Source organism: Streptomyces afghaniensis (assembly GCF_044327915.1).
Taxonomy (GTDB): Bacteria; Actinomycetota; Actinomycetes; order Streptomycetales; family Streptomycetaceae; genus Streptomyces; species Streptomyces afghaniensis.
Map to the genome: position 1 here is coordinate 18,444 of NZ_JBIRGJ010000011.1, position 24,681 is coordinate 43,124.

Below are 24,681 nucleotides of genomic sequence, written 5' to 3' on the forward strand. Positions count from 1 at the left end.
CACCCGGGCCGGGCGGCGTCATCCCCAAGTGGCCGAGTAGTACTGCCGGTACGCCTTGCGGTCCTGCTCCGCGCGGATCCACCTCGTCGCCACCAGGGCGACGAGGCTGCCCGCGATGACCAGCAGGCCGGGGCCCACGTTGCGCGGGTCGGTCAGGCGGGTCAGCAGGCCCGACACGTCCTCGCCCGTCACCGGCGCCGACGAGCCGGGCGAGGCGGCGCCCTGCGAGGCCGACGGCGCGGGGGAGGCGCCGGTGCCGGCACCGGCCTGCTTGGCCACGATCAGCTTGACGCCCAGTTCGGTCAGCGCCTTCGTCACCGGCTGGAAGAACGTCGTACCGCCCGCCCTGCAGTCCCCGCTGCCGCCCGACGTCACACCGAGCGCGACGCCGTCGGCGAACATCGGGCCGCCGCTGTCGCCGGGTTCGGCGCACACGTTCGTCTCGATGAGGCCGGTGACCGTGCCCTCGGGGTAGTTGACCGTCGCGTTCAGCGCGGTCACCTCCCCCTCGCGCAGCCCGCTGGTGCTGCCGCTGCGGAAGATCTTCTGACCGACCTCCGCGTCGGCGACGCCCGTGATCCGCACACCCTTGCCGTCACCGACCGCCACGACGTCCGCACCCTCGCCCGCGCGGCCGCTGTCGTACTTCACCAGGGAGTAGTCGTCACCGGGGAAGCTCCCCTTGAGCGACGAGCCGACCTGCTCCCGGCCCCGGTCGTCGGCGAACCAGACGGAACCGTCGGGCCCGCAGTGCCCGGCCGTGAGGATGTAGTCGGTCGTCCCGTCGGTCACGTTGAAGCCCGCCGAACAGCGCCCGGCGGTCGACAGGATCGGCTGCGCGCCGTTGACCCGCGTCGTGAACGTGCCCTCGGTGCGCTCCATGCGCACGAAGCCGCCGATGCCCTCCGCGACGTCGGTCAGCCGGGACCAGTCGGAGGCGGAGACGGTGCTGTCGCCCCGGACCACCACCTCGTTGCTCTTGTAGTCCAGTGCCCAGGCGGTACCGGGCACCCGGGGCGCCGAACGCAGCGTCGCCGTGGCGGACTTGAGGTCGCTCATGCTGTGGCGCACCATCTTCGCCCGCGCACCGGCGCGCTCGACCTCGTCGGCCGCCTTCTCGTCCGTGACCGCGACGACCGGCCGCCCGGCGGAGTCGACCCAGCTGCCCGCCGTACGGGAGGTGCCGAGCCGGGACACGAGGTCCGTTCCCATGCTCGTGGCCGGCCGCGCGGAGTACGGGACGCCGATCGATGGGTCGGGGGGCTCGCTCGCCACGGCGTTTGTGACCATCGCTCCTCCGAGAAGGAGTCCGCCGACGGCCGCCAGCCGTGTCACTCGCCGGACGACCCGTCGTCGTGCGTGCCTCATGCATGGCTCCCGAACCCGAACATCACGGTGTGAACACCGCGGGGCACTCCTTGAGTTGAGTGCCCTCTTCCCATACGGGGCGCAGCCGCGCCGTGTTCACCGCACGCGTGATCTCTTCACCGCCGGCCGGCGGCGGGAACGGTCGGATCCAGGTCCGCCGGGGCGGTGAGCAGGGCCCGGCTGCGCGCGTCGCCCCACACCGAGCCCGGATCGACGTAGGGCCGCAGCAGAGCGGTGAGCGCGGACTCCCCGCGTCCGTTCAGCTCGTCGGAGGCGATCTTGCGGGCGATCCCGGCGAGGAAGTCCGCCACCTGCACGCGCGCGTCCTCGCGCGCGACGACCAGCCGCATCCCGGCCAGGCCGACCCCCGACTGCCGGGCCGTCTCCTCGATCCAGGCGATGCGGTCCGGCGTCAGCATGTTCTGCCGGTCGTGCACCAGACGGACCGGCCGCCCGCCGCCGCTCCACAGCGCGGCCGTCCGGACGATCGCCGGCAGCAGCGGGTTGAGCACCGGGATCAGGGGCGGCCCGTCCAGGAACGCCGCCCGATAGGACACCGCGCGGGCCCGGGTCGCGGCCAGCCGCTCCATGACCCCCGTGACGTCCGTGTCCGGACGGCCCCGCCGCAGGGTGTCGACCGTGCCGTAGAAGACCTCCACGGGGGCGCCCGGCTCGCCGTTGTTGCGCACCCGCAGCAGCTGGTTGGCCGCCTCGAGGAACGCCCGCCAGCCGTCCTCGCCGAAGGTCCGGCGGCCCCCGCGGAACAGGGCGAGGGCCGCGCCCGGGTCGCCCAGCAGCAGACCGGCGGCCCGGTCCACCACGAAGAAGGACTTCTCCATGAGATGCACCCGCGCCCGCCCGTGGATCGGCCCGTCCGGCGCGAGCAGCCACTCCAGCACCGCGCGGTGCTTCTCCCGCAGCAGGTGGTTCGCCTTGTACTCCTCGGCCGGCGAGCGGATCCGGTCCCGGATCTCCCGCACGGCCGCGGCCGCCGTCGCCACCGACAGCGACACGCTGGCGTGCGCGAACACGTCGGTGTTCCCGCCGGTGAGGTTCTCGCCGTCCGACCCGGACTCGTCGCAGGCGATCTCCAGGAGCGGGTCTTCGGCCCGTCCCCGCTCCCCGTCCTCACGATTCCCGCTCACTGCACAGCCCCCTATCGTGTGCCCATGACCAGGATCCCGCACGAGACGTCCGGTGAACCGAATCCCCTGCAAGCCCTCACGCTCGACCAGCTGCGCCGCCGCACGAGCATGAAGTGGCGCGCCTATCCCGAGGACGTGTTGCCGGTCTGGGTGGCGGAGATGGACGTGCCGCTCGCCGAGCCCGTCGTGCGCGCCGTCACCGACGCGCTCCACCTCGGCGACACCGGCTACCCCGCCGGTACGGATTACGCGCAGGCGCTGGCCGCCTTCGCCGAGAAGCGCTGGAACTGGGACGGGCTCGCCGTGGAGCGCACCGCGATCGTGCCCGACGTCATGCTGGGCGTCGTCGAGATGCTCAAGCTGGTCACCGGACCCGGCGACGCGGTGGTCGTGAACCCGCCGGTGTACCCGCCGTTCTACCACTTCGTCGAGCACATGGACCGGCGCGTGCTGGAGGCCCCGCTCGGGGCGGACGGGCGCATCGACCTCGGCGTCCTGGAGGAGACCTTCCGGCGGGCGGTGGCGGGCGGAGCACGGGCCGCCCACCTGCTGTGCAGCCCCCACAACCCGACCGGCACCGTGCACACCGCCGAGGAACTGTCCGCCGTCGCCGCACTCGCCGAGCGGCACGGCGTCCGCGTCGTCGCCGACGAGATCCACGCGCCGCTCGTGGTCGGCGGCACCGGCTTCGTGCCGTACCTCAGCGTGCCGGGCGCCGAACGCGGGCTGTCGCTGATGTCGGCATCGAAGGCGTGGAACCTGGCCGGGCTCAAGGCCGCCCTCGCGATCGCCGGGCCCGGGGCCGGTGCCGACCTGGCCCGGATGCCCGAGGAGGTCGGGCACGGCCCGAGCCACGTCGGCGTCATCGCCCACACGGCCGCCCTGCGTGACGGTGTCACCTGGCTGGACGCCCTGCTGTCCGGCCTCGAAGCCAACCGGCGGCTGCTCGCGGACCTACTGGCCGAGCACCTGCCCGAGATCCGCTACCGCCCGGGCGACGCCACCTACCTCGCCTGGCTCGACTGCCGCGCCCTCGACCTCGGCGACGACCCGGCGGACGCCTTCCTGCACCGCGGCCGGGTGGCCCTCAACTCCGGACTCCCCTTCGGCACGGGTGGTGCCGGACACGTCCGCTTCAACCTGGCGACCTCGCCCGAGGTGATCGGGGAGGCGGTACGGAGAATGGCCGCCGCAGGGCTCACCCCTGGGACGCCTCGGCCTTCGTGAACCCCTCCGGCGTGGGGAGCAGCAACTGCGTGGCCGCGAGTTTTCGGTACAGGGCGTCCCGGGCGAGCAGTTCCTCGTGGGTGCCGGTCGCGCGCACCCGGCCGGAGTCCATGACGACGATGCGGTCGGCCATGGCGACGGTGGACAACCGGTGGGCGATGACCAGCACGGTCGTCTCGCGGGCGACCTCCACCACCACGTCACGCAGAGCGAGTTCGTTGGTGGCGTCGAGTTGGGACGTCGCCTCGTCGAGGAGCAGCAGCCGGGGCTTGCGCAGCAGCGCGCGGGCGATCGCCACGCGCTGGCGCTCGCCTCCGGACAGCCGTGTTCCCCGGTGGCCCACCGGCGTGTCGAGCCCCGCGGGCAGCGCATGTACGAACGCGTCCAGGCGGGTGCGGACGAGCACGTCGTGCACGTCCTCCTCGGTGGCCTCCGGGGCGGCAAGGAGGAGGTTGTCGCGCAGGGTGCCGGACAGGGCGGGGGCGTCCTGTTCGATGTAGCCGATGGACGCCCGCAGTTCGGGCAGTGGAAGCGTGAGGATGTCCCGGCCGTCGACGAGCACTCTCCCGGACGTCGGCTCATAGAACCGTTCGAGAAGGGCGAAGACAGTCGACTTCCCCGTGCCCGAGGGGCCGACCAGGGCGGTCATGCCGCCGGGAGCCTCGAAGTCCACGCCGCGGTGGACGTCGGGGAGCTCCGGACGGTAGCGGAAGACCACCTTGTCGAAGACGACGGTGGCCGGGCGTCCGGCCGGAGAACGACGGCGTGTCCGCGTCGGTCGCGGCGGGGCGTCGTCGGTCTCCAGCAGCTCGACTTCCCTCAGCCGCGCCACGGCCGCGGCGCCGATGTGGAACTGCGTGGCGGCCTGGATGAGCTGGGAGACCGGTTCCATCAGGTAGAAGAGGAAAAGAAGGAAGGCGACGAGGGTCGAGACCTCGATGGCCCCGGAAGCCACGCGGGCACCGCCGACCCCGAGGACGGACAGGAAGGACAACTGGACGGACAGTCCGGCCGCGGTGCCCATGACCGCCTGCCATTTGGCGGCCTGGACGCCCCGGTGCCAGGCGTCCTCGGCCGCTCGGCGGACTCTGGCCGTCTCCCGTTCCTCGGCACCGGACGCCTTCACGGTGCGGATGGCCCCCAGGGTGCGTTCCAGGAGGGCGCCCATGGCGCCCACCGCCGCCTGGGCATGAGCGGTGGCACGGGAGATGCGCGGCAGGACCCCGCTGATCACCGCACCGACGAGTACGACGACCGCCAGAGTCGTCCACAGGAGCACAGGATCGAGCGTAGCCATCATGACCACGACCCCGATGAGGGTGAGGACGCCGGTGACCGCCGAGACGACCGACTGCGTGGTGACCTGCCGCAGCAGCGTGGTGTCCGAGGTGACCCGCGACAGCAGGTCGCCGGGCTCGGTCCGTTCCAGCTCGCGCACCTTGAGGCGGATCAACCGGGTGGTCAGTCTGCTGCGGGCGTTCAGCACCACGGACTCGGCGGCGTGCGCGAGGACGTACTGGCTCAGTGCCTTCAGCACCGCGCCGAGCAGGACCAGCCCCGACAGCAGCGTCAGCGCTCCGGCGACCGCGTCATGTCGTCCGAGGTCCTGGATCAAGGCCCTGGCCGCGAGCGGCTGGCCGACGGCCGCCGCGGCTCCCGCGAGACCCAGGAGCCCGCCGAGCACGATGCGCCACCGGTACGGACCGATGTGTTCGAGCAGTGCCCTGCCGGACCGCAGGAGCGACACCGGAGGCGCCGGCGGCGTGCTGGAGCCCGCGCCCTCCTCATCACCTGCCGGTCGTGTACGCATACAGCCCAGTCCCCTCAGACGTCGGCCCCGGCACGCGCCGCGCCGACCCTTTCCCGAACGGCGGGGAAGACCTCCCGCGCGAGGCGCTCCAGATTGCGCAGTGCGTCATCGGTCCCCGGCGCCGCCTCGACCTGACACATGACTCGCGTACAACCCGAGGCGCGGATGTGGTGGGTCAGCCGCTCCACACAGAGATCGACGGAGCCTACGGGCTGCGTGGCGAGGAGCCTGTCGGCGAGTGCCGAGAAATTCCCGGCGGTCACCGGCGGCGGAGCGGCGAGAGCGGAGCCGGTCGTCCGTCCTGGCTGGTTGTTCAGAGAGAGGATGAACCGCGCCCGGTCTCGCATCAGGGTCCGGGTCCGCTCCTCCGACTCCGTCACCTGGGTGAAGACGGCGAAGGCGTGCGCGGGGCCCGGCTCCCGTCGTCCGGCCTCCCTCGCCGTGCGGTCGTACCAGTCGACCATCTCCGCCTTCGCCTCGGCGTTCTTGTCGAAGAACAGCATCAGGGGCAGTCCTCGGCGCGCCGCCATCTCGATGGACGCCGGGGACCCGGCCGCCACGTACACGGGCGGACGGGGCCGGGTCCGTACGGAGGGCGAGGGGCGCAGGCGTGGGCCGGTTCGGTGGTCGGGTGCCGTCGGCACCTCGCCAGCGAGGGCGGCGAGCAGACGGTCCAGCGGTTCGGCCAGTCCCGCCCGCCACGCTTGTGGATCGGCCCCCAGCGCCTCGTACTCGGCCCCGGGCACACCGCGGCCCACTCCGAGAACGAACCGGCCCGCGGAGAGGTGGTCCAGCAGAGCGGTCTGTTCGGCCACATGGACGGGTGAGTGCAGGGGAAGCACCGTGATCGCCGTGCCCACCCGGATGGTGCGCGTCCTGCCCAGCAGAAAGGCCGCCAGGGCGAGCGGCGCGGGATTCACCGCGGAGTCGAGGAAGTGGTGCTCGGTCACCCACACGTCGTCCAGTGCCAGGGACTCCGCCTGCTGTGCCACCGCGAGGGCGCGGGTGAGGACGTCGTGGTCCGTCTGGCCCCGGTGCCGGTCGGTGGTGAGCAGCACGCCGAACCTCAGGGGTTCTTGTTCCATCACGTGTCCCTCCGGCGGTCTTCGCGGACCGGTACGCGGATGAGCGTCCGGAACAGTTGGATGTCCTCGCCCTCACCGACAGGCCGGCGGTTCACCTCGACCCATGCGTGGGCACGGAAGGGCCGGGTCCGCACCCCGGTGCACCAGTCCGGCCAGGCCCCCCTCAGCCGGCACAGCAGGACGGTGGCCACTGCACGCTGCAGGCACCCCTGGCCGGCGCAGGCCCGGCTGACGGACACCACGGCCTGGCGACTTCGCAGTGCCTCCGCCTCGGTGGCGGGGCGCGCGCCATGGGTCAGGGCACGCAGCAAACGGCGCAGTCTTCCGGGGGACAGCCTGATCAGGAGCCAGGCGGCGGCCACCGCTGCCCTGGCCGCAATTGCCGAGCGCAGGGTGATGCGGGTCCGCTGCTCCGGTACGACGGGGAAGGTCATGTGGTCACCAGCCGGGCCTGGGCGAGTTGTTCCAGGAGCACGCCGACGTCCGCCGCGATCCGTGTGGCGTCCTGCGGGAAACGCGTGGTCAGTTCGTCGACGATGTCCTGTACGTCCTTGCCCTGTCGCAGCAGCCGTACCATGGTCGCGCCGGTGTCGTTGAGCATCCAGTAGCGGCCGGTGGTCTCCTGCAGCAGGACCATGCCGTCGTCGGTCTCGGTCGCGGACACGTCGGGGGCGAGGGACCAGGTCATCGGGTTCCTTCCGGACTGTGCTGACGCGTGCGGGCCGACTCGAGCGAGCGCAGCCATGACTCGCAGGCCAGGGTGAAGACCATCGGGATGAACGTTCGGGACGTGGGGTGGGGAGCCAGGATCACGGCACGCACGGCGGCCTCGTCCACGAGCCCCAGGCGTGCCAGAAGCATGCCGTCGGCGAGTTCGAGGAGTTCACGCTTGTGCCGCCGGACTCCCGCGTACACCTCGGCGCTGAACTCGCCCTTGGTAGTACGGTCCAGGATGGGGTCGGGGACGGTCCCGCGCAGGGCGGCGGCGAGTACCGGCTTGGTGTGCCGGGGACTGGAGCGGTCCAGGAGACGTACCGCGAGCGCCGCCTCCACCACCTGGTCGTCGAGGTACGGGGCGTGGTAGGTCACCCCGGCCCGTGAGGTGAGCCGGTCCGTGAGACGCACGCCCACACCACACTGCCGGACGGCCTGGAGGACCTCGTGCTGTGCGGGACACGGCGAATGCGGTGCGGTTCCCCGCTCGGCGGCGTCGTGCAGCAGCGCGCGAGCCGTGTCGGCCGCGGCCGGGGTCACCCACGCGGGAAGCTTCGGGTGATGGCCCCATCCGCTCAGGGGCTGACGAGGTCCTTGGACGGGTTGTGTCAGGGAGACGGCGGCCTCGGAGAGCCAACGGCCGTAGGTGGGGGCGCGCAGCAGATTGCGGACCATCGTGGGCAGGGGCCAGCGGTACATGCTGCGGGCCGCCCGAAGATGCTCCAGGGAACGGAGCGGGCTGGTGCGCACGAGGGAGTGGTAGAAGGAGGGCGCGGGGTTGAAGAGTTCGTCCCCTCCGTGACCGGCCAAGTGCGTCCGGACACCGCGTGTCGCAAGGTGCCGGGACACGTGGGCGGCCACGGCTTTCGCCCGGGTCCAGGCATAGGGTGCCTCGAGATCATCATCGAGAGCGAGCTGGTCGGCGAACGAGTACGGCACCTCGGATCGGGGCAGGACGACGGCCTCGTGGGCCGTCGGCAGAGCTCCGGCGGCGTACCGCGCCCACACGGCATCGTCGTTCGCGGGATCTTCGGCCTCTCTCCGTACGGTCACGAGCCTGTGGCATCGCTCCTCACGGGCCGACAGAAAGGCGAGGCTCGTCGAGTCGATGCCGCCCGACAGGTCACAGCCGAGCGTGGTACCGGTCCGGACGCGGGCGGCCACGGCGTCCCGTAGCGCGGTCTGCACCCGCCGGGCGCCCTGGGCGACCGGGTTCTCGGGTACGGGCGGGACCCACCACCGGACCGTGCGGTGGCCGCCGTCCGGCAGGAGCAGGACGTACCGCCCGGGTCCGGGACACGCGACGTCACGCCATACCGCGCGCTCGCTCAACGGCCAGGGCTGCTGCGCCATGAGGTGGCACAGCAGAGACTGTTCGTCGATGTCCCGGCCGGTCAGATCCGCCAGGGTGTCCGGCCGGTCGGCGACCAATGTGATGCCGTCGACCGTGGTGTGGAACACCTCGCGGATACCTGAGAGGGAGCCCTGGACACGGACCCGGCCGTCGATGGAGGCGACCGCGTGATAACTGCCCGGCACCGATCTGAGCAGCGGATCGAGCCCCGTCACGTCCCGGACGTGGTCGAGGCGCCGGCCGAGGTCCACGGCCTCCGCCGTCATACAGCCGAGCAGGGCGAGACGACGGCTTCCTTGGGACACCGTCAGGATGTCTTCGTTCGTCCAGGAGCCCACGATCCACGGGCGGCCCGAGGCATGCGAGAGGATCCGCTGCTCCGGGGCACCCCGGACGAGCCCGCCGACGACAGCGGCGCTCAGCGGGTGGTCGGGAAGTACTAGGAACCGCACCGGGCCTCCACTGGGTCCGCGCACTGACGGGGGACGTCACGGAAGTGCCGGGCAGTCTTTCCACCGCCCGGCACCACGGGCACCCGCAGCGGTCACCGACGGCGACCGGAGGGAGCCTTCACCCGGGGTGTCAGCACCCCAGGAACCAGCACTGGTTGAAGTCGTCCCAGCCCCAGGTACCCCGGCTGAGCGTGAGCTCCGTGAAGTCACCGACCTCGACCAGCGCGGGCGGCTCGTAGATCTGCTCGTCGTTCATGTCCTTGCACCTTCTCCCGTATCTCGGTTGCGGGTGGTTCCGCCCCGGTGTGCCACGCGTACCAGGACGGCGAGTTCAACGTAGATGTCCTGGGGTCCCGGGCGCCTGAGCGGTTCGTCCCGACGAGGTCCTGCGTTGGTCCTGGGACATGGACAGCCGTGTGCCGAGCCCAGCAGCATGAGGGGCGGTTCTCCCGGGTGGCTTCTGTCCGTGACGACGCAGGTGGGGAAGGTGGATGCCCTGTGCAGCCCAGATACGACGGTCAGTACGGCAGGAGGCGTGTGCTGCGCGGCGGCCTCGGGCTCGTCGGTGCCGCCGGACTCGGCCTGTCCGCTCAGGCCGGGTCCGCCCGGGCCGCGAACGGCCGCCCCGACGAGCCGCGGCTCCCCCCGGTTCCCGGGATGCTCGGGGACCGCGTGGCCAACGAGTTCTGGTACGAGTTCGACGAGGCGACGTACTTCCAGCAGACCCCGCAGCTGAAGGAGGCGTACGCGGCGCTGGCCGAGCACGTGGGTGGGAACCCGCTGACCGGCGTGCGCGACCTCTGGGTGAGGACCGCGGACGCGCCCGGGTATCCGGAGAGCTTCGCGGCATCACTGCGCCCGGTCCGGGAGGCGCTGAAGGTGGTGTCGCGGACGCAGGTGGACGTGTTCCACCGGTTCTACGCCGGGTCCCCCAAGGGGATCCTCGCAGCCATGTCGTACTTCGCCCAGGGGGTGCTGTTCGACCCACGCAGGGCGCCGGTGCAGTCGGAGGTGCACACCATGAACGGCGACCCGCCCCTCGCCTATCACACCTGGCACGCCTACCAGTACGCGAGCGTACTGCTGGGCGCCGACCGCCGCTTCTGGGCCGCGATGATTCCCGTGAACGGCTTCGCCTGGGGGCTGCAGTTGATCGCGAAGCCCGACACCCGGAAGGTGAATCCGCCGCAGCCACGGACCACTGTCCGACAGGTGGCCGAGTCCTGGCTGCCCCTCGACGTGCGTCAGGTCGACGCACGCCTGCTGACGTACCATCACGCGGTGCGTCGTTCCTCCTGATCGAGCTGTTCCGGCTCCCTCTCAGCGGGCCGACGCGGCGGGCGGGCGAGGGAACGACTGAAAGTCCCGGTCGAGTCGGCGGATGCTCCGCGGCAGCCAGGTCTCCGCCAGAGCCCGCACCGTCCGGTGCGGCAGCGGGGGGTTGATCTCGTCCATGGCCGGCAGCGCGGTGTTCTGGAGGGCCCAGGTGAAAGCGAGCGGGGACGCCATGGCGCGCCAGCGATCCGTGTCGATGTCGAGGACCATCATCGCGCGCATGAAGAGATACCAGGTGTGGTACGCCTCCGGTGCCTCTCCGGGAGCGGCGTCCATGGTGTGCACCCGCAGCCCCGGGCGTTCCCGGGGGTCGAACAGGGTTCCCTGACCGAAGTGGGAGAAGGCCGTGAGCAAGCCGTGACGCTTCGGGTAGTACTGGTCGAATACGCCGAGTTGGACCCGGGACAGTATGCCCAGCGCACGCTGCACGGGGGCCATGAACGCGGCGTAGTTGCCGGGGTAGCCCGGCTCCGCGTACATGGTGGTCCAAGCCTCGCGCAGCGTCACCGGAAGGTTGCCGCCGAAGTGGCCGTTGATCTCCGCATAGGCGGCCCTGACGTCGGCTGACTGGTCGTAGAGCGTGGCCTGGTTGAATCGGTACCAGAGTTCGTTCGCCCGCCGGTCACCGGACATCCCCGGTACGTCCGGGAATTCCCCGGAGGCGCTGGCGTGGGCGGAGGCGCTCTCCTGGGCGGAGGCACGGCCCGCTCCGAGTACGGCCAGACCGGTGAGCCCCGTCACGCCGAGGCCCGTCCGGAGCACCTGTCGGCGGCTGCGCTGCCTGTCGTTCATCCTCGTCCCCTGTTGGTCGGCGGACCGTTCCGGACGGATCCGCGGGTCTTCAGTGACGCGCTGTGACTGGGCTCAGACACCCATTCCCGCCTTCCGTGCCTGGGCAGCAGCCATCTCCCGGTCGTGCACCTGAAGCTTCGCGAAGATGTGGGTCACATGGTTGCGGACGGTTTTTTCGGCCACATACAGCGCTCGGGCGATGGCCCGGTTTCCGTATCCTCTGGCGAGGAGGTCGAGGATTTCCGCTTCCCGGGTGGTGAGCTGCGGGAAGACGGAATGTCCGGGGATACGGCGAACGGCCGAGAAAATAGTTTCCATGCGTGCTGCGAGGGGAGAGCCGAAGGCCACCCCTCCGCCCGCCACGAGACGGATGGCGGGCATCAATTCCTCCCAGGGCGCGGTCTTCCCCATGAACCCGTGCGCGCCGGCGCTCATCGCACGGATCACGGCCTCGTCCGATTCCGCTGCGGAGAGGACAAGAACGCGGGTGGGACGGCCTGGTGAAGCTTTGTCGATCGCCTGGATGAATTCCGTTTCCGAGATGTCGGAGGGGGACAGATCCACCAGGACCACGTCGGGGCTGGGGCCGGCACCTCTCCGGATCTGACGTAACGCTTCCTCTCCCGTCGCCGCCTCGCCGACCAGCTCCATGTCGTGTGCTTCTTCCAGCCTGATCCGCAATCCGGTCCGGAACAGGGGGTGTTCATCCACCAGAAAAACGCCCATCTTCGACGCGCGCTCGGCGACGGCTGTCATCCTTGTGTGCGACAGCATTCCGACACCCGGTAGGTTACGCGCACGTACGAACTGCCGCCCGTTGCCGCTGTCCCCTGGTCCGCTCATAACCTGATGGTAAGTCACCCCTTCCATGCGCAGAGCCCTGATTTTCGGACAGAGGGAAAAAGGATTCTCCGGATTCCGCTTCCGGGTGCCGGCGGGCTTGTGCCGGTTCTTTGCATAATCGGTTGGGTGGTATTTTCCGTGGCCGGTGAAATACGCCGCAGGATCGGCTCCGTCAGGCGGACTGAACGCCTCCCGTTCCGTTTCGTGAGATCCAGGTCACGGCGTCACCGCCGTCGCAGCCGCTCCGGCGGACGTCGCCGTTCAGCCCGGCGCCGGTAAAGAGGCTGGTGACCCCCGACTCGTCCGACGGGACGGGCGGTGACGGACGGGACATCAGGGCCGTCGAATCGTCAACGACCATGGGTCTGTCCGCTTTGTGAGGCTGCCGCGACGAGGACGTCCTGGCCGTACGGGAGGGGGACCCGGCGAGCCCTGGGCCGCTCCGCACCACCTCGGCCCGCGGCGGAGGTCACGCAGGCGCGAGCGGGCCGGCGCGGTGGGCACCACCCAGCGCGGCGCGGACCCGCTTGGTGGTGACCGGCCCTCGGCCCGGAGCGCCACGTCCATGATCCGCTGGTGGCCCTCGGCCCGGCGCGCCATGTCTATGATCCGCTGGTGGCCCGCGGGCAGCAACGCCTCGTTCATGCCGCGCTCGCGCTGCGGCACCAGTAGCACCGCGCGGTCCGCGACCTGCACCGCGGCCTCGAACGGCGTCGCATCCCGCTCGTCTTCGGCGTGCAGCTGCTCGGCCGGCCGGAACGATTCATCCCAGCCTCGTGACCAGTAACTTCAGATGGTGGATCTTCACTGATACCCGGGGGCGCGCCGCCCGGGACGCGCTCGTAGACTGCCCGCCATGGACGACAGTGCGCTGGACGACCTGGGCGCGGGCAAGTACCTGCTGATCACCAGCTACCGCAGGAACGGTACGCCGGTCGCCACCCCCGTCTGGGTGGTGCGTGACGGGAACGCGCTCGGCGCCTGGACGCCTGCCGACTCCTGGAAGGTGAAGCGGATCCGCAACCGCCCCGACGTCCTGGTCGGCCCCTGCGACCTGCGCGGCAACCCCACCGGCGAGCAGGTGCCCGCCACGGCGGAGATCGGCGACGCGGCCACCACCGCCCGCTACCGGCAGCTGATCGCCCGCAAGTACGGCCTCGTCGGCCGGCTCACCCTGCTCGGCAGCCGGCTGCGCCGGGGCGTGGACGGCACCGTGGGTATTCGCCTCACCCTCACGCGCTGACCTCATCCTCACGCGCTGACCTCATCCTCGGCAAGCGCTTTCGACGTCGGGGGAGTGGACGGCCCGTCCCCGGGACAGATCACCTGGCATGAGCCGAAATCCCGTCCTGCGCGCAGCCGTCGTCGGCACGGGCCACCGGGCCCAGCTGTTCACCCGGGGCCTCGCCGAACGCCCCGGCCACCTCGTGGCCGCGCTGTGCGACCCCAGCCCGACCCGAATGGCCTTCCACAACCGGCTGCTTGCCGAGGCCGGCGCACCGGCGGCCACCGAGTGGGCGCCCGACCGCTTCACCGATCTGCTCGCCGAGGAGGGCATCGACGAGGTCGTCGTCACCACCGTCGACGCCGAGCACGACCGCTACATCGTCCCGGCTCTGAAGGCGGGTTGCCGGGTCGTCACCGAGAAGCCGATGACCGTCGACGCCGAGCGCTGCGCCCGCATCCTCGACACCGTCCGCCAGACCGGCAACTCCCTGACCGTCGCCTTCAACTACCGCTTCAACCCCGTGCACGAGAAGGTCCGCGCCCTGCTCGCCGACGGCGCGATCGGCGAGGTGCTCTCCGTCCACTTCGAATGGCTGCTCGACGTGCGGCACGGCGCCGACTACTTCCGCCGCTGGCACCGCGAGAAGCACCACAGCGGCGGCCTGATGGTGCACAAGTCCTCGCACCACTTCGACCTGGTGAACTGGTGGCTCGCCGACGAGCCCCGGGAGGCCTTCGGCTACGGGCGGCTCGGCTTCTACGGCCGCGAGGCGGGTCAACGGCACGGACTGCGCCGGGAGTACGACCGCGCCCACGGCACCGACCGGGCCGCCGACGACCCCTTCGCCCTGGACCTCGCGGCCAACGACACCCTGCGCGCCCTCTACCTGGACGCCGAACGCGACGACGGCTACCTGCGCGACCGGAACGTCTTCGACGGGCCGATCACCATCGAGGACGACATGTCCGTCCTCGTGCGTTACGCGCGCGGCGCGGCGATGACGTACCACCTGACCGCCTACTCCCCGTGGGAGGGCTACCGGGTGATGTTCAACGGCAGCGCGGGCCGGCTGGAACTGGAGGTCGAGGAGAGCCGCTGGCAGCCGCCCCTGACGCGGGTCACCTCGGCCGCGGGTGCCCTGCACGGGGACACGGCGGCGGAGCACGCGGGCGGCGCCCGCCTCACCCTGCGCCCGTTGTGGCGGCCCCCGGCGGACGTGCCGCTCGCGGTCGCCCACGAGGCCCACGGAGGCGGCGACCCGCGCATGCTCGACGCGCTGTTCGGCCCCGCCGACCCCGCCCGCCCGGCCGACACCGGGGCGGCGGCCCACCCGACGGCCACCGAACGCGACGGGGCACTCGCCCTGGCGGTCGGTCTCGCCGCCAACCGCAGCTTCGAGACGGGGCGGCCCGTGCGCACCGCCGAACTGCTCCCCGGGCTCCGGTGACCGGACCGTCCGTCAGGTCCAGGCCCGGTACGGCTCGTCGATCAGCTGGAAGACCGGCTCACCCCGCACCGGGTCCTTGGCGGTCGACAGCCGCACCCGGTCCCCGCTGTGGATGCCGATGGGCGGGCCCATGACCCGGCCGCGTACGACGAAGCCCTCGGCCATCTCGACCAGGGACACGTTGCGGGCCGCCGGGGTGTTGCGGTGCACCATCGTGGAGTGGCGGACGGTGCCCACGCCCTCGCTGCGCTCCGTCCGCAGCTCGCTGCCGCGGCAGACCGGACACAGCACCCGGTGGTACATGGCGGTGCCGCACCAGGTGCAGCGCTGGAAGAGGATGGCCTCGGTGTCCGGGCCCCTCGGGTCGAGCAGACCCGTCGGGGAGCCGGCTGCCTGCTGAGTGACGGTTCCTGAGTGGTGGTACACGCTGGTCAACTCCCTGCACTCGGCCGGAATCCCGTGTGCGAGGTCACCCGCGCACACGCGTGCCCGGTTCGCCGTGCCACCGCGCACGCAGCACAGAGTATGGCACTCAGTGCCACTCGTAAAGGCACTCCGTTCCCTCAATGTGCGGGCCTTCAGCCGCGCCCCAGCGTCGACTCGATCTCCTGCACGACCCGCCACAAGGGCGCGTCACGCCGGGACACGACGACCACCACGTCCTCGGGCTGCTCCCCGGCCGGCGGCACCGGCGTGCCGCCGAACGCGGACTGCACGTACGCCAGCGCGTGGTCCACGGTGGCGCTCGCCTCGCCCTGCCCGTCCGAACGCAGCCAGGAGCGCAGCGCGTTGTTGTGCGCCGCGACCACCGCCGCCGCGATCACATCGGCCTGGAGGGACCCGTCCCGGCGGGCCGCGAAGCGCCGGCGCAGATACTCGGCGAGGGCGCGCTCGTAGCGCCACACCACCGACAGCTCGTAGGCGCGCAGCCCCGGAACCTTCCTGGTCAGGCGGTAGCGCTGCACGGAGAACGTCGGGTTCTCGGCGTACATCCGCAGCACGAGCCGGGCCGCGTCACACACCCGCCGCACGGGTTCCTCGTCGCCGGATCCCGCCGCCAGGAAGGCCGTCATGTCGGCCAGGCACCGCTCGTGGTCCGGGAAGACCACGTCTTCCTTGGACGGGAAGTAACGGAAGAACGAGCGCCGTCCGACCCCGGCCAGCGCCACGATGTCGTCGATGGTGGTCTGCTCGTAACCCCGCTCGAGGAACAGCTGGAAGGCAGCCGCCACCAGGGCGTCCCGCATGGGCGGCTTTCCGGTCCCGGCGTCGGCTTTCTCGGAGCTCATGAGCGGGAACGTAGCACCCGGAAGGGTACGCATGGCACTCAGTGCACTCCGCGGGAGGAACCGAGTTCCCTCTGAACCCGAGGCGCGCAAGCCGCGTATCTAGCGGCAGCCGCACATGCGGCGGCAGGACGATCCCCGAAGACGGGCACCCCCGAGCCCGGACGGAAGGAGAGCAGCGTGTCGACACCGTCCGAGCCCCGGCAACCGCACGACGGCCCGGCCCTCGAACCCATCCGCGTCCTGCGGCCCCGCCGCACCGACGCACTCGCTGAACTGATGCGGGAGTACCGAGAGGAGATCGGCTCCGCACGGGACGGCGAGCCCGGCGGTCACGACCCCGGCGGCAACGGCTCCAGGAGCTACGAGCCTCGCCGTCACGCGCCCGGCGGCTACGAGTCCGTCGTACTGCCCCGGCGGCCGGCCGGCTCCGAGGACCTGACACAGGAACTCCCGCCCCTCACCCGCGCGAACGGCGACGGCCGTGCCGGGCCCGGACCGGGACTGCGCCGCGCCGCCGTCGCGGTGGCCGTCGCCGCGGCGGCGGTGATCGGCTTCGGCGGCGCCGCCCTCCTGCTCCCCGGCACGAAGACCGACGACAACGCCGCGCCCGCTCCCCGCCCCACCGCGTCCACCTCCACCTCCAGCTCCGCCCCCGCCCCGACCCCCACACCCACGCCGCCCGCCGCCGATCCCGACGGGCCCGGCACCCTCCGCGAGGGAGCCACCGGCCCCGAGGTGACCGAGCTCCAGCAACGCCTCCTGCGCATCCCGGACGTCTACCGGGACGGCTCCACCAGTGGCAGCTACGACCCCACACTGACCGCGGCGGTCGCCCGCTTCCAGCTCTGGTACGGCATCCGCGGCGACGAAACCGGCGTCTACGGCAACGACACCCGCCTCGCCCTGGAGTCCCGCACGGCACCGGGCACCGACTGACGGCGGCCTCCGGGATGGCAGCCGCACGCCCGGCATGGTGAGGTGAATGGATGCCGGGGCGACAGCGGCCGCGAGGGTGAGGGAGTGGTGTGAGCATGGCGGGCATGGACGGGTTCATCGGGCGGCTGGACCCCGACATGTGCGTGGTCACGGCCGTCGCGGGTGGTCAACGCGCGGGGTGCCTGGTCGGATTCGCCTCGCAGTGCTCGATACAGCCCGTGCGGTTCGTGGTGTGGCTGTCCGAGGTGAACCACACCTTCCGGGTGGCCCGGGACGCCGAGGTGCTCGCGGTGCACCTGCTCGCCCGTGAACAGCGGGACCTCGCCGAGCTGTTCGGCGGGCGGACCGGCGACCGGACGGACAAGTTCGCGGGCCTGCGTCTGCGGGAGGCGTACGGCGGGGCCGTCGTGCTGGAGGACGCCCCGGCCTGGTTCGTCGGCCGGATCGTGACGCGCGCGGGCGGCGGTGACCACATCGGCTTCGTCCTCGACCCGGTCGAGTGGGGCGGAGACGAGGCGTACGACGGGCCGCTGCTGCGCCTGTCCGGCGCCCACACCATCGAGCCGGGTCACCCGGTCGACTGAACCCGCGGAACCCGGACGTCCACGACACACACGTCGTCCCGCCGCTCGTCCGGCAGCATTCGCGCGAGCAACGGCCCCAGTGCCCCGGGCCCGTCCGCCTGCGAGGCCGCCACGGCCTCGGCGAGACGGTCCATGCCCCGGTCGATGCTCTCCGGAGGGTGCTCGACCAGACCGTCGGTGAACAGGATGAGCCGGTCACCCGGTTCGAGACGGCACTCCGCCTCCTCGAAGACCGGCATCGTGGTCGCGCCGAGCAGCATGCCTCTGGGGCGGCTCAGATACCGCGCCTCGCCGTTCCGCAGCAGCAGGGGCGGGGGGTGCCCCGCCTGGGCCCAGACCAGACGGCGCGGCCCGGGGTCGTACCGGGCCAGCACCATGGTGGCCGTCGCGTGGGAATCGCGGGAGTGCAGCAGGAGCGTGTTCAGCCGGGCCAGCGCGCCGGTCAACGACGAACCCGTGATGACCATGCCCTTCGCCGTGAAACGGAGCTGGGCCATCGTGGCGACGGCGTCGACGCCGTGCCCGGCGACGTCGCCGACCACCAGCAGCGCGTCCCGGTCGGGCAGTTCCACGGCGCTGAACCAGTCGCCGCCGACGTGCACCCCCGACTGGGCGGGCAGATACGCGACCTCGACGCGCAGCCCCGCCAGGTGGACGGGCCGGTTGGCCAGCGGCAGCAGCGCGTGCTGGAGCCGGGAGGCCAGGGTCCGCTCGGCCTGGAGCACGTCGTGCTGCGTGAGGATCGCCTGCTCGCTCTCGACCAGGGCCAGCTCCGCCCGCCGCCGGGCCGTCATGTCCTGGACGACACCGTGCACCTCGACGGGCGTGCCGTGCATGTCGGTCACGGCCTCGGCCACGAGCCGCAGGTGCCGGATGCCGCCGCTCGTCCTGACCCGGAACGGCAGGTCGAACGCCCGCCCCTGCCGGACGAGTTCGCGCACGGCCCGGGTCAGCGCGGGCGCGTCCTCGGGCAGCGCGAGCTCCGGCATCCCGGTGAGCCGCACCGGGCCGAGCGCGGGGTCCCGGCCGAAGATCGCGAACACCTGCGTCGACCAGGAGGCCTCCTGCGTGGCCAGGCTCCAGTTGGCCCAGCCGAGATTGCCCAGCCGCTGGAGATCCGCCAGCCGCTGCTCCTGCCGGTCGGAGGAGCCGTGCCGGATCCAGCTGACGACCAGCGCGTCCTCCAGCCGCGCCACCCGCGCCGAGTACGTGGACAGCGCCGCGATGCTGGCCGCGACCTCCTCGTGCGCGAACGGTTCACTCTCGTACGGCTCCCCGGTGGTCAGGGTGTGCAGGCAGCCCTGCCACAGCGGCTCCTCCGTCAGGGCGGGCCGGAACTCCAGCAGCCGCCGGCCGGCCAGTGCCTCACCGGGGCGGCCCAGCAGGTCACCCGCCCGCGCGGTCGCCGCCTCCACCCGGAAGTCCTGGGTCTCGCCCGGCGCGGCCCGCACCGGGCTGAGCAGCATCGCGGCGATCGGCAGCGCGTCGAAGAGTGTCTGCACCACGTCCGTGGTGGCGTCGCCGGCCCGCTCGGGCGGTGCGTCGAAGGCGCGCAGCCGGCCGGCGCACAGCCCGGTGACGCCCCGCAGATGCGCACGGTCGCGGGGCGTGAACGACCCGGCGCGGGTGCGCAGCACACCGATGCAGACCTGGGCCGGGCCCGCCGCTCGCACGGGCAGCCAGGCGCGCGACCCCCACCGCTCGGGCGGGTCACCGATCAGCAGTTCCCGCCGCTCGTGCGAGGCGACGTCCTCCAGCCAGCACGGTTCGCCCGTCCGCAGCGCGTCCAGCGCCGCGATCCCGCTCAGCGGCGGCACCTGGCTCCACTGGGCGGCCAGCTGGTCGTCGATGCCGGCGTGCCCGATCAGTTCGAGTCCGCCGTCGGGCCTGCGGGCGTACATCATGATCGCGTCGGCCGCCATGTCGGGCGCGAGATGCTCCAGCAGACACCGGGCGAGGTCGTGCGGTGTCATCACCCGGACGAGGGCCTGCCCGAGGCGGGCCAGGGCGGCGGAGACGTCGTCCGGCGCGGATGTCTCCACCAGGGCGGCGGAGCCGGAGCCGGGGGTGTCGGCATCGAGGGGCTCGGTCGCCTCGCCGGGGCCGGGCGCCGGGGGCGCCAGGGACCCGAGCGTGATCCAGCACTCCTCGAGCAGGGTGTGACGCGCCGCCTTGGCCCGTTGGAGCAACCGCTCGTCCGCCGCGTCCGCGGAACACCCGGTCAGCGCCATCACGGCGCCCTTGGCCCGTTCGACGACAGCCGACGTCGCCGCCTGGTCGCGCAGCCGGTCCAGTTCGGCGCGCTGCCGGGCGACGATTTTGGCCAGTTCGACCAGGTCCGGTGCGGCACCGGGCTCCGCCGGTGTCACGGGCTCGCTCGTCACGGGTTGAGCATCGCACACGCGGGCCCGTTCGAAGACTGCCTTGTGCGCACGGGCAGCTCCCGCTTCCCAGGGGCCACGCGAGTCCCAGCAGCCCCCAGGTCCTCAGTCGCCGTCGCGGGGATACAGCCACAGCCGCAACAGCCGGCTGAGCCTCGGCATCACCACATAGGTCAGCACCGGCAGCAGTACCAGCGGGAACACGGCCGCCCGCAGCGGCAGCGGCCACCCGGTGGTGTGCGGCGTCACCAGCCACTGGATGAGCAGGGTGAAGGGATAGGCGCCGAGGAACGTCGTGAGGACCATCTTCCACCGGGGCGGGGCCTGCACGGTGGTGCCGGGCAGGCTGAACCACGTCTCCATCCCGGTGGTCGACTGGCGTTCGCTGCTGACCTCGGTGGCGACGTCCTCGATCCGCCGGTGCCAGTGGGCGCGCTCCTCGGACTCCAGCCAGGCGGCGAGCCGGTGCTGGTCGGACCAGCGCAGCACCGCGTGGTAGCGGTGGCCGTCCTCCGGCGTGAGCCAGGAGACGCCCTCGTTGCCCGGGAACTGTCTGGCGCAGCGGGTGATGCCGCGCGTCCACTCCTCGAACTGCTGCTCCCGGCCGGGACGTACCTGCCAGGTCAGAACCGTGGTCACCGGCTCGCCGCGCCGGACTTCGATGGTGCTCATTCCCTCACGTGTGCCACGCACGACGCGGGTCATGCCGCCGGGCTCACGGCTGGCGGTTGGCCTCCACCAGCGCCGTGGTGACCGCCCGGACGCTGCGCGCGATGTGCTGCAACTGCATGACCTCGGCCGCGTACAGCTTGATGGTGTGCTCGATGACGCCCTCGTGCAGACCGAGTCCCGGCAGGTCGGCGCGGGCGGTCTGGAGGGCGGTGCGGGCCACCCTGAGCTCCTGCTGGACCTGGATCTGGGCGTGCCGGGCGAGCAGGACGGGGTGACGGACGAACACGGGGTAGCCGGCGTAGCGCGCGGGCACCAGCTCGCGCAGCCACTTGGCCGCCGAGCGCTCCCAGTCGTAGCTGCCGGGGGTCTTGACCTGGCAGGGCCAGTCCGGGCTGATGCGCGTGGACGTCAGGGGCATGATCATCGCTTCCGGGTGTGCGGCGTCGTGAGGGTGGACGACGGGTCGGGGCGGCCCCGGCCTAGGGGATGACCGGGGCCGCCACGGACACCCGGGACGCCGAAGCGGGTAGGAGCCGGCCCCTCGGGTGCGGAACGGAACCGGGAAGGCCGGGTCGCGATCCGTGTGCAGTATTTATATATGCCATCCGGTTTTCAAGCCGCATGAAAACATTCATGCGCGCTTTGTTGTGGACTGCCGCTCAGTCCCGCAGGAAGAAATGGTGCTGGTCGGCGACCTGTTCGTACTCCTCGAGCCGGGCCTGCGTCCGTTCCGGGTCCGCGTCCGTCATGGCCTGGAGCAGCGCCGAGCACATCACGCCCGGGGCGGCGTAGGAGTCGAAGACCAGGCGCGACCCGGTCCCGAGGGCGAAGGCGACGTCGGCCTCGTCCGCGAGCGGCCCGAGCGCCAGGTCGGTGATGAGGGCGACCTTGAGTCCGGCGCCCCGCGCGACCCGGACGGCCGTCAGGGTCTCCTGGGCATGCCGGGGCATGGAGAACGCCAGCACCCAGGTGCCGCCCGCCTCGCGCGACTGGAGCAGTGCGTCGTAGGCGACGCTGCCGCCCCGTGTCACGAGCCGTACGTCCGGGTGGATCCGGCGGGCGGCGTAGGCGAAGTACTCGGCCAGTGAGACGGAGATGCGCAGGCCGAGGACCGTCAGCGGGGTCGAGGACGACAGTTTGCGGCCGATGTCGATCACCAGGTTCGGGTCGGCGAAGTCCCGCCGCAGGTTCTCCAGGTTCTCGATCTCCGCGTCGACCGCCGCCTGCAGCTCGTTGCCCCGGTTCTCCTCGGCCGGTCCGCCGCCCGCGAGGGTGCCGAGCGCGATGGACTGGAGCTTCTCCCGCAGCGCCGGGTAACCGCTGAAGCCGACCGCCGAGGCGAACCGCGTCACCGAGGGCTGGCTCACGCCGACCCGGTCGGCGAGATCCGTGATGGACAGGAACGCCGCCTCGGTGATGTTCTCGATCAGATACTGGGCGATGCGCCGCTGGCCCGGGGACAGCCGGGGCCGGTCGAAGAGCGCTCTGAGCTGGGCGGACGGGGAGACCTCCGCTTCCGGGGCGGCCTTCCCCGAGGTGATCGCGGATGCCTGTGCGCGTGCCTGCTGCGGCGATGGCACCGGTTCGCCTCCTTCGTCTCCCAGGGACGTTCAACATAGCTCACGCACCGTGGTGACCAGGGCTTCTTCGGACAGCACATGAGGTGCCCGGCAGGGGGATACCCGGACGCCGGGCGGGAACCCGCCGCGGCAGAAGATCGACACGACTTGACGAGGAGCCGACGTCATGACCGTCCCCGAGGAGAACCGGCCGAAGACGCAGACCACGGACGAGGTCCTGGAACAGCAGGACGAGAACCAGTCCCGGCCGCCGGGCGCGACCGGCCGCACGATGCGCGAGGCCCTGGAGGAGGCCGAGGTGCGGCCCGACGACTACGACGAGCGATAGCACGCTCCGGGCCACCGCAACCGAACCGACGACGCTTCCGGCAGGTGAGACCGCATGGGCGCACTGAGTGCGCTGGAGGAGACACTGGAGAACCGATGGGAGGCCCTGTGGGCACGGGTCCTCGACAAGGAGCCGGTCGAGGTCCTCGACGCCCTGCGACACGAGTGCGACGACAACGCCGTGGTGTGCCGGGCGGGCCGGGTCATGGTCCCCAACGCCTACGACGTGGAACTCGCCGACGAGGTGCACGACCAGTTGACGCGCCACGGCACCAGCGTGGGCCAGGCCCTCACCGACAGCCTGTCCCGCCACGCGGAACGCAAGGGCTACGAGTTCGCGGGCCCGCTCGCGGTACACGTCGCGAGGTGCCCCGACGTGCCCAACGGCCGTTACCGAGTGGCCAGTCGTGTCATGCAGCACGTGAGCACGGACGGCTTCTTCCACGCGACTCATTGATCCGCACCCGGCACTGGGCCGCGTTCAACGGCGATAGACCGTGATCGAGTGCCCGACATCGTCGACCGGGCGGCTGCTGCCGATCAACTCGGCCAGCCGCCCGGTCGCTTTCGCCGCCGCGGAGTCCGACACCACCAGCACCCCCCGCACGTCACCGGCCGGCACCTCGCGAGGATCACCGGCCCGGATGCCGTAGAAGGACGGCACACCGCTGCCCTTGTACACCAGCCACACCCGCTCACCCGGATACCGCTCGCACAGCCGCTGCGCGAGGCGCCCCAGGTCCTGCCCCCAGTCCACGTTGGAGTCGTGCAGGAACTCCCGCGTCCTGCCCGGCCCGCCGAACGCCTCGTTGGAGTACGGCAGGTAGTAGGGGTACGTCCGCAGCGAACTGACCGCGACGAACGTCACCAGCACCCCCGCCCCGACGGGGACCCACCGCCGCCGCACGACGAGGACGCACCCCGCCGCCACCGCGAGAAACAGCGGAAGGAAGACGGCGTACCGCGTGCCGAAGTCCCGCGCCCCCTGCATGGCCGCCGCCAGCAGCACCAGGGACGGAGCCAGCACATAGGGCGCGGCCGGACGCAGGCGGCCCACCGCGACCACGACGACCGCCCCGGCGACCCACAGCGCGAGCATCCCGAGAGGTGTCTTCACCAGCAGCGCGGCCGGCAGGTAGTACCAGAGCGAGCCCGAGTACAGCCGGCCGAACAGAAACCCCTGCCACGGCCGGTTCTCCAGCCCGAACTGGAGCCGCATCCCGTCCTGGTACGCCTCCGGGAACGGCAGGAGCCGGACCAGCAGCCCGCGCAGCCCGTGCACGACGGGAACGTGCTGCTCCGGAGTCCAGCGCAGCCGCGGATCGACCATCAGGTACGTGACCCACACGACCGCGATCGCCACCAGAGCCACCACACCCGCCCCGACGGCCGCGGGCATGAGGCGCCGGCCTGCTCCGGACGCGTGCCACACCGAGACGGCGGCCAGAGCCATGAGCACCGGCAGGGCCGGGAGCGTGCTCATCTTCGTGGCCAGGGCCGCCCCCAGCGCCACACCGGCGAGCGGCACGTACAGCTGGGGCCCGCGGCGCGCCCGCCACAGCAGCCACGCGGACGTCAGCGCGAACCCGGCGGCCGGCACGTCGAGCGTGGCGAGCGAGCCGTGGGCGATGACGTCGGGGGAGAAGCAGTACAGGGCGAGCGCGGCCAACGCCCCTGCTCTCCCGGCCAGTTCACGGGCGAAGGCGAAGACGACCAGCCCGAACAGCAGCGTCAGCGCGATCAGGGGGAGGCGGGCCCACAGCATCAGCCGCCACGGGTCGTTGCCCGTCCCGTAGAGCAAGTGCCGCCCCACCGCGCCCTGGTCCCCGGTGAACGACGGGTCGACGCGCGGATCCGCGAGGGCCACCCCGGCGCCGATGAGGAGTTTGCCGAGCGGGGGGTGCTCCGGGTTGTGGCGCAGCCGGTGCTCGTGCGTGTACTCGGCGGCCGCGCCCACGTACACCGGTTCGTCGATCGTCGGGGTCTGCCGCACGGCGGTGGTGACCATCGCGAAGGCCATCGCCGCGAGCAGCCCGGCCGCCAGGAGCGACAGCGGCCGCGGGACGGCGGGAGCGGTCCAGAGGTCCCTCATGGACCCACTCTGCACCAGCC

General features: G+C 71.9%; 25 protein-coding genes. 8 read left to right on the forward strand and 17 right to left on the reverse strand.

What is annotated here, in order from left to right:
* Positions 1–18: 18 nt before the first annotated feature.
* Together ACH4G3_RS36590 and ACH4G3_RS36595 are read right to left on the reverse strand one after the other, a co-directional pair.
* Positions 19–1,368, reverse strand: coding sequence for a S1 family peptidase (locus ACH4G3_RS36590; RefSeq protein ID WP_397628507.1), 1,350 nt, complete (start codon positions 1,366–1,368; stop codon positions 19–21).
* A 116-nt stretch (positions 1,369–1,484) separates the two neighbouring features.
* Positions 1,485–2,513: a hypothetical protein gene (locus tag ACH4G3_RS36595; RefSeq protein WP_397628508.1), complete on the reverse strand. Its 1,029-nt coding sequence runs from the start codon at positions 2,511–2,513 to the stop codon at positions 1,485–1,487.
* A 24-nt stretch (positions 2,514–2,537) separates the two neighbouring features.
* On the opposite strand from ACH4G3_RS36595, the gene ACH4G3_RS36600 reads away from it, so the two are divergent.
* Complete coding sequence (locus tag ACH4G3_RS36600; protein ID WP_397628509.1) at positions 2,538–3,740, forward strand: MalY/PatB family protein; 1,203 nt, start codon at positions 2,538–2,540, stop codon at positions 3,738–3,740.
* Here ACH4G3_RS36600 and ACH4G3_RS36605 read toward each other — a convergent pair.
* From ACH4G3_RS36605 to ACH4G3_RS36630, 6 genes are all read right to left on the reverse strand, one after another.
* A complete protein-coding gene (locus ACH4G3_RS36605; RefSeq protein WP_397628510.1) occupies positions 3,712–5,550 on the reverse strand; it encodes an ABC transporter ATP-binding protein in 1,839 nt (612 codons plus the stop codon). The genes ACH4G3_RS36600 and ACH4G3_RS36605 overlap by 29 nt on opposite strands.
* A gap of 14 nt (positions 5,551–5,564) precedes the next feature.
* Positions 5,565–6,635, reverse strand: coding sequence for an LLM class flavin-dependent oxidoreductase (locus ACH4G3_RS36610; RefSeq protein ID WP_397628511.1), 1,071 nt, complete (start codon positions 6,633–6,635; stop codon positions 5,565–5,567).
* Complete coding sequence (locus tag ACH4G3_RS36615) at positions 6,635–7,069, reverse strand: lasso peptide biosynthesis B2 protein (protein ID WP_397628512.1); 435 nt, start codon at positions 7,067–7,069, stop codon at positions 6,635–6,637. Before ACH4G3_RS36615 ends, ACH4G3_RS36610 begins: the two co-directional genes overlap by 1 nt.
* Positions 7,066–7,323, reverse strand: coding sequence for a lasso peptide biosynthesis PqqD family chaperone (locus tag ACH4G3_RS36620; RefSeq protein WP_397628513.1), 258 nt, complete (start codon positions 7,321–7,323; stop codon positions 7,066–7,068). The genes ACH4G3_RS36615 and ACH4G3_RS36620 overlap by 4 nt, the downstream gene beginning before the upstream one ends.
* Positions 7,320–9,155 (reverse strand): asparagine synthase-related protein, encoded by a 1,836-nt coding sequence (locus ACH4G3_RS36625; protein WP_397628514.1) that lies wholly within the window; start codon positions 9,153–9,155, stop codon positions 7,320–7,322. Before ACH4G3_RS36625 ends, ACH4G3_RS36620 begins: the two co-directional genes overlap by 4 nt.
* Positions 9,156–9,285: 130 nt before the next feature.
* The gene (locus ACH4G3_RS36630; protein WP_355842266.1) at positions 9,286–9,411 is read right to left on the reverse strand and encodes a lasso RiPP family leader peptide-containing protein; all 126 of its coding nucleotides are present in this window, start codon (positions 9,409–9,411) and stop codon (positions 9,286–9,288) included.
* A gap of 242 nt (positions 9,412–9,653) precedes the next feature.
* Between ACH4G3_RS36630 and ACH4G3_RS36635 the strand changes: the two genes are divergently transcribed.
* Positions 9,654–10,454 (forward strand): hypothetical protein, encoded by an 801-nt coding sequence (locus ACH4G3_RS36635; protein WP_397628515.1) that lies wholly within the window; start codon positions 9,654–9,656, stop codon positions 10,452–10,454.
* A 21-nt stretch (positions 10,455–10,475) separates the two neighbouring features.
* On the opposite strand, the gene ACH4G3_RS36640 is transcribed toward ACH4G3_RS36635, so the two are convergent.
* Positions 10,476–11,282 (reverse strand): hypothetical protein, encoded by an 807-nt coding sequence (locus ACH4G3_RS36640; RefSeq protein ID WP_397628516.1) that lies wholly within the window; start codon positions 11,280–11,282, stop codon positions 10,476–10,478.
* A gap of 72 nt (positions 11,283–11,354) precedes the next feature.
* Positions 11,355–12,038: a LuxR C-terminal-related transcriptional regulator gene (locus ACH4G3_RS36645; RefSeq protein ID WP_397628517.1), complete on the reverse strand. Its 684-nt coding sequence runs from the start codon at positions 12,036–12,038 to the stop codon at positions 11,355–11,357.
* Between the two features lie 943 nt (positions 12,039–12,981).
* Between ACH4G3_RS36645 and ACH4G3_RS36650 the strand changes: the two genes are divergently transcribed.
* Positions 12,982–13,368 carry a PPOX class F420-dependent oxidoreductase gene (locus tag ACH4G3_RS36650; RefSeq protein ID WP_397628518.1) on the forward strand — a complete coding sequence of 129 codons (387 nt, stop codon included), beginning with the start codon at positions 12,982–12,984 and terminating at the stop codon, positions 13,366–13,368.
* A gap of 88 nt (positions 13,369–13,456) precedes the next feature.
* Positions 13,457–14,800 (forward strand): Gfo/Idh/MocA family protein, encoded by a 1,344-nt coding sequence (locus tag ACH4G3_RS36655; RefSeq protein ID WP_397628519.1) that lies wholly within the window; start codon positions 13,457–13,459, stop codon positions 14,798–14,800.
* 12 nt (positions 14,801–14,812) lie between these two features.
* Here the strand turns inward: ACH4G3_RS36655 and ACH4G3_RS36660 are convergent, their stop codons facing one another.
* Positions 14,813–15,226: a Zn-ribbon domain-containing OB-fold protein gene (locus ACH4G3_RS36660; protein WP_397628813.1), complete on the reverse strand. Its 414-nt coding sequence runs from the start codon at positions 15,224–15,226 to the stop codon at positions 14,813–14,815.
* 152 nt (positions 15,227–15,378) lie between these two features.
* Positions 15,379–16,089 (reverse strand): TetR family transcriptional regulator, encoded by a 711-nt coding sequence (locus tag ACH4G3_RS36665; RefSeq protein WP_397628520.1) that lies wholly within the window; start codon positions 16,087–16,089, stop codon positions 15,379–15,381.
* Between the two features lie 177 nt (positions 16,090–16,266).
* On the opposite strand from ACH4G3_RS36665, the gene ACH4G3_RS36670 reads away from it, so the two are divergent.
* Both ACH4G3_RS36670 and ACH4G3_RS36675 read left to right on the forward strand, forming a co-directional pair.
* Positions 16,267–17,025, forward strand: a complete 759-nt coding sequence (locus ACH4G3_RS36670; protein WP_397628521.1) for a peptidoglycan-binding domain-containing protein — start codon at positions 16,267–16,269, stop codon at positions 17,023–17,025.
* Positions 17,026–17,120: 95 nt separating this feature from the next.
* The gene (locus tag ACH4G3_RS36675) at positions 17,121–17,609 is read left to right on the forward strand and encodes a flavin reductase family protein (RefSeq protein WP_397628522.1); all 489 of its coding nucleotides are present in this window, start codon (positions 17,121–17,123) and stop codon (positions 17,607–17,609) included.
* Here the strand turns inward: ACH4G3_RS36675 and ACH4G3_RS36680 are convergent.
* The 4 genes from ACH4G3_RS36680 to ACH4G3_RS36695 all read right to left on the reverse strand — a co-directional run bounded on the left by ACH4G3_RS36680 (position 17,594) and on the right by ACH4G3_RS36695 (position 22,242).
* Positions 17,594–19,993, reverse strand: coding sequence for a SpoIIE family protein phosphatase (locus tag ACH4G3_RS36680; RefSeq protein ID WP_397628523.1), 2,400 nt, complete (start codon positions 19,991–19,993; stop codon positions 17,594–17,596). The genes ACH4G3_RS36675 and ACH4G3_RS36680 overlap by 16 nt on opposite strands.
* A 102-nt stretch (positions 19,994–20,095) precedes the next feature.
* Positions 20,096–20,662 carry an antibiotic biosynthesis monooxygenase gene (locus ACH4G3_RS36685; protein WP_397628524.1) on the reverse strand — a complete coding sequence of 189 codons (567 nt, stop codon included), beginning with the start codon at positions 20,660–20,662 and terminating at the stop codon, positions 20,096–20,098.
* A 43-nt stretch (positions 20,663–20,705) separates the two neighbouring features.
* Entirely contained in the window at positions 20,706–21,080 is a 375-nt protein-coding gene (locus ACH4G3_RS36690; RefSeq protein ID WP_037666791.1) for a hypothetical protein, read from the reverse strand.
* Positions 21,081–21,321: 241 nt separating this feature from the next.
* A complete protein-coding gene (locus ACH4G3_RS36695) occupies positions 21,322–22,242 on the reverse strand; it encodes a MurR/RpiR family transcriptional regulator (protein ID WP_020269647.1) in 921 nt (306 codons plus the stop codon).
* A gap of 166 nt (positions 22,243–22,408) precedes the next feature.
* Here ACH4G3_RS36695 and ACH4G3_RS36700 point away from each other — a divergent pair, with 166 nt between their 5' ends.
* Both ACH4G3_RS36700 and ACH4G3_RS36705 read left to right on the forward strand, forming a co-directional pair.
* Positions 22,409–22,570, forward strand: coding sequence for a hypothetical protein (locus ACH4G3_RS36700; RefSeq protein ID WP_397628525.1), 162 nt, complete (start codon positions 22,409–22,411; stop codon positions 22,568–22,570).
* A 54-nt stretch (positions 22,571–22,624) separates the two neighbouring features.
* On the forward strand, positions 22,625–23,026 hold the full coding sequence (locus tag ACH4G3_RS36705) for a DUF3662 domain-containing protein (RefSeq protein WP_354742698.1): 402 nt from the start codon (positions 22,625–22,627) through the stop codon (positions 23,024–23,026).
* A gap of 24 nt (positions 23,027–23,050) precedes the next feature.
* Here ACH4G3_RS36705 and ACH4G3_RS36710 read toward each other — a convergent pair whose 3' ends face one another.
* A complete protein-coding gene (locus ACH4G3_RS36710) occupies positions 23,051–24,661 on the reverse strand; it encodes a phospholipid carrier-dependent glycosyltransferase (RefSeq protein WP_397628526.1) in 1,611 nt (536 codons plus the stop codon).
* Positions 24,662–24,681: the final 20 nt, after the last annotated feature.

Coding starts and splice junctions, on each gene's coding strand:
- ACH4G3_RS36590 (WP_397628507.1), bottom strand. CDS start 1,368: ATGAGGCACGCACGACGACGGGTCGTCCGGCGAGTGACACGGCTGGCG.
- ACH4G3_RS36600 (WP_397628509.1), top strand. CDS start 2,538: ATGACCAGGATCCCGCACGAGACGTCCGGTGAACCGAATCCCCTGCAA.
- ACH4G3_RS36605 (WP_397628510.1), bottom strand. CDS start 5,550: ATGCGTACACGACCGGCAGGTGATGAGGAGGGCGCGGGCTCCAGCACG.
- ACH4G3_RS36610 (WP_397628511.1), bottom strand. CDS start 6,635: ATGGAACAAGAACCCCTGAGGTTCGGCGTGCTGCTCACCACCGACCGG.
- ACH4G3_RS36615 (WP_397628512.1), bottom strand. CDS start 7,069: ATGACCTTCCCCGTCGTACCGGAGCAGCGGACCCGCATCACCCTGCGC.
- ACH4G3_RS36620 (WP_397628513.1), bottom strand. CDS start 7,323: ATGACCTGGTCCCTCGCCCCCGACGTGTCCGCGACCGAGACCGACGAC.
- ACH4G3_RS36630 (WP_355842266.1), bottom strand. CDS start 9,411: ATGAACGACGAGCAGATCTACGAGCCGCCCGCGCTGGTCGAGGTCGGT.
- ACH4G3_RS36640 (WP_397628516.1), bottom strand. CDS start 11,282: ATGAACGACAGGCAGCGCAGCCGCCGACAGGTGCTCCGGACGGGCCTC.
- ACH4G3_RS36645 (WP_397628517.1), bottom strand. CDS start 12,038: ATGACAGCCGTCGCCGAGCGCGCGTCGAAGATGGGCGTTTTTCTGGTG.
- ACH4G3_RS36650 (WP_397628518.1), top strand. CDS start 12,982: ATGGACGACAGTGCGCTGGACGACCTGGGCGCGGGCAAGTACCTGCTG.
- ACH4G3_RS36655 (WP_397628519.1), top strand. CDS start 13,457: ATGAGCCGAAATCCCGTCCTGCGCGCAGCCGTCGTCGGCACGGGCCAC.
- ACH4G3_RS36665 (WP_397628520.1), bottom strand. CDS start 16,089: ATGAGCTCCGAGAAAGCCGACGCCGGGACCGGAAAGCCGCCCATGCGG.
- ACH4G3_RS36675 (WP_397628522.1), top strand. CDS start 17,121: ATGGCGGGCATGGACGGGTTCATCGGGCGGCTGGACCCCGACATGTGC.
- ACH4G3_RS36685 (WP_397628524.1), bottom strand. CDS start 20,662: ATGAGCACCATCGAAGTCCGGCGCGGCGAGCCGGTGACCACGGTTCTG.
- ACH4G3_RS36690 (WP_037666791.1), bottom strand. CDS start 21,080: ATGCCCCTGACGTCCACGCGCATCAGCCCGGACTGGCCCTGCCAGGTC.
- ACH4G3_RS36700 (WP_397628525.1), top strand. CDS start 22,409: ATGACCGTCCCCGAGGAGAACCGGCCGAAGACGCAGACCACGGACGAG.
- ACH4G3_RS36705 (WP_354742698.1), top strand. CDS start 22,625: ATGGGCGCACTGAGTGCGCTGGAGGAGACACTGGAGAACCGATGGGAG.
- ACH4G3_RS36710 (WP_397628526.1), bottom strand. CDS start 24,661: ATGAGGGACCTCTGGACCGCTCCCGCCGTCCCGCGGCCGCTGTCGCTC.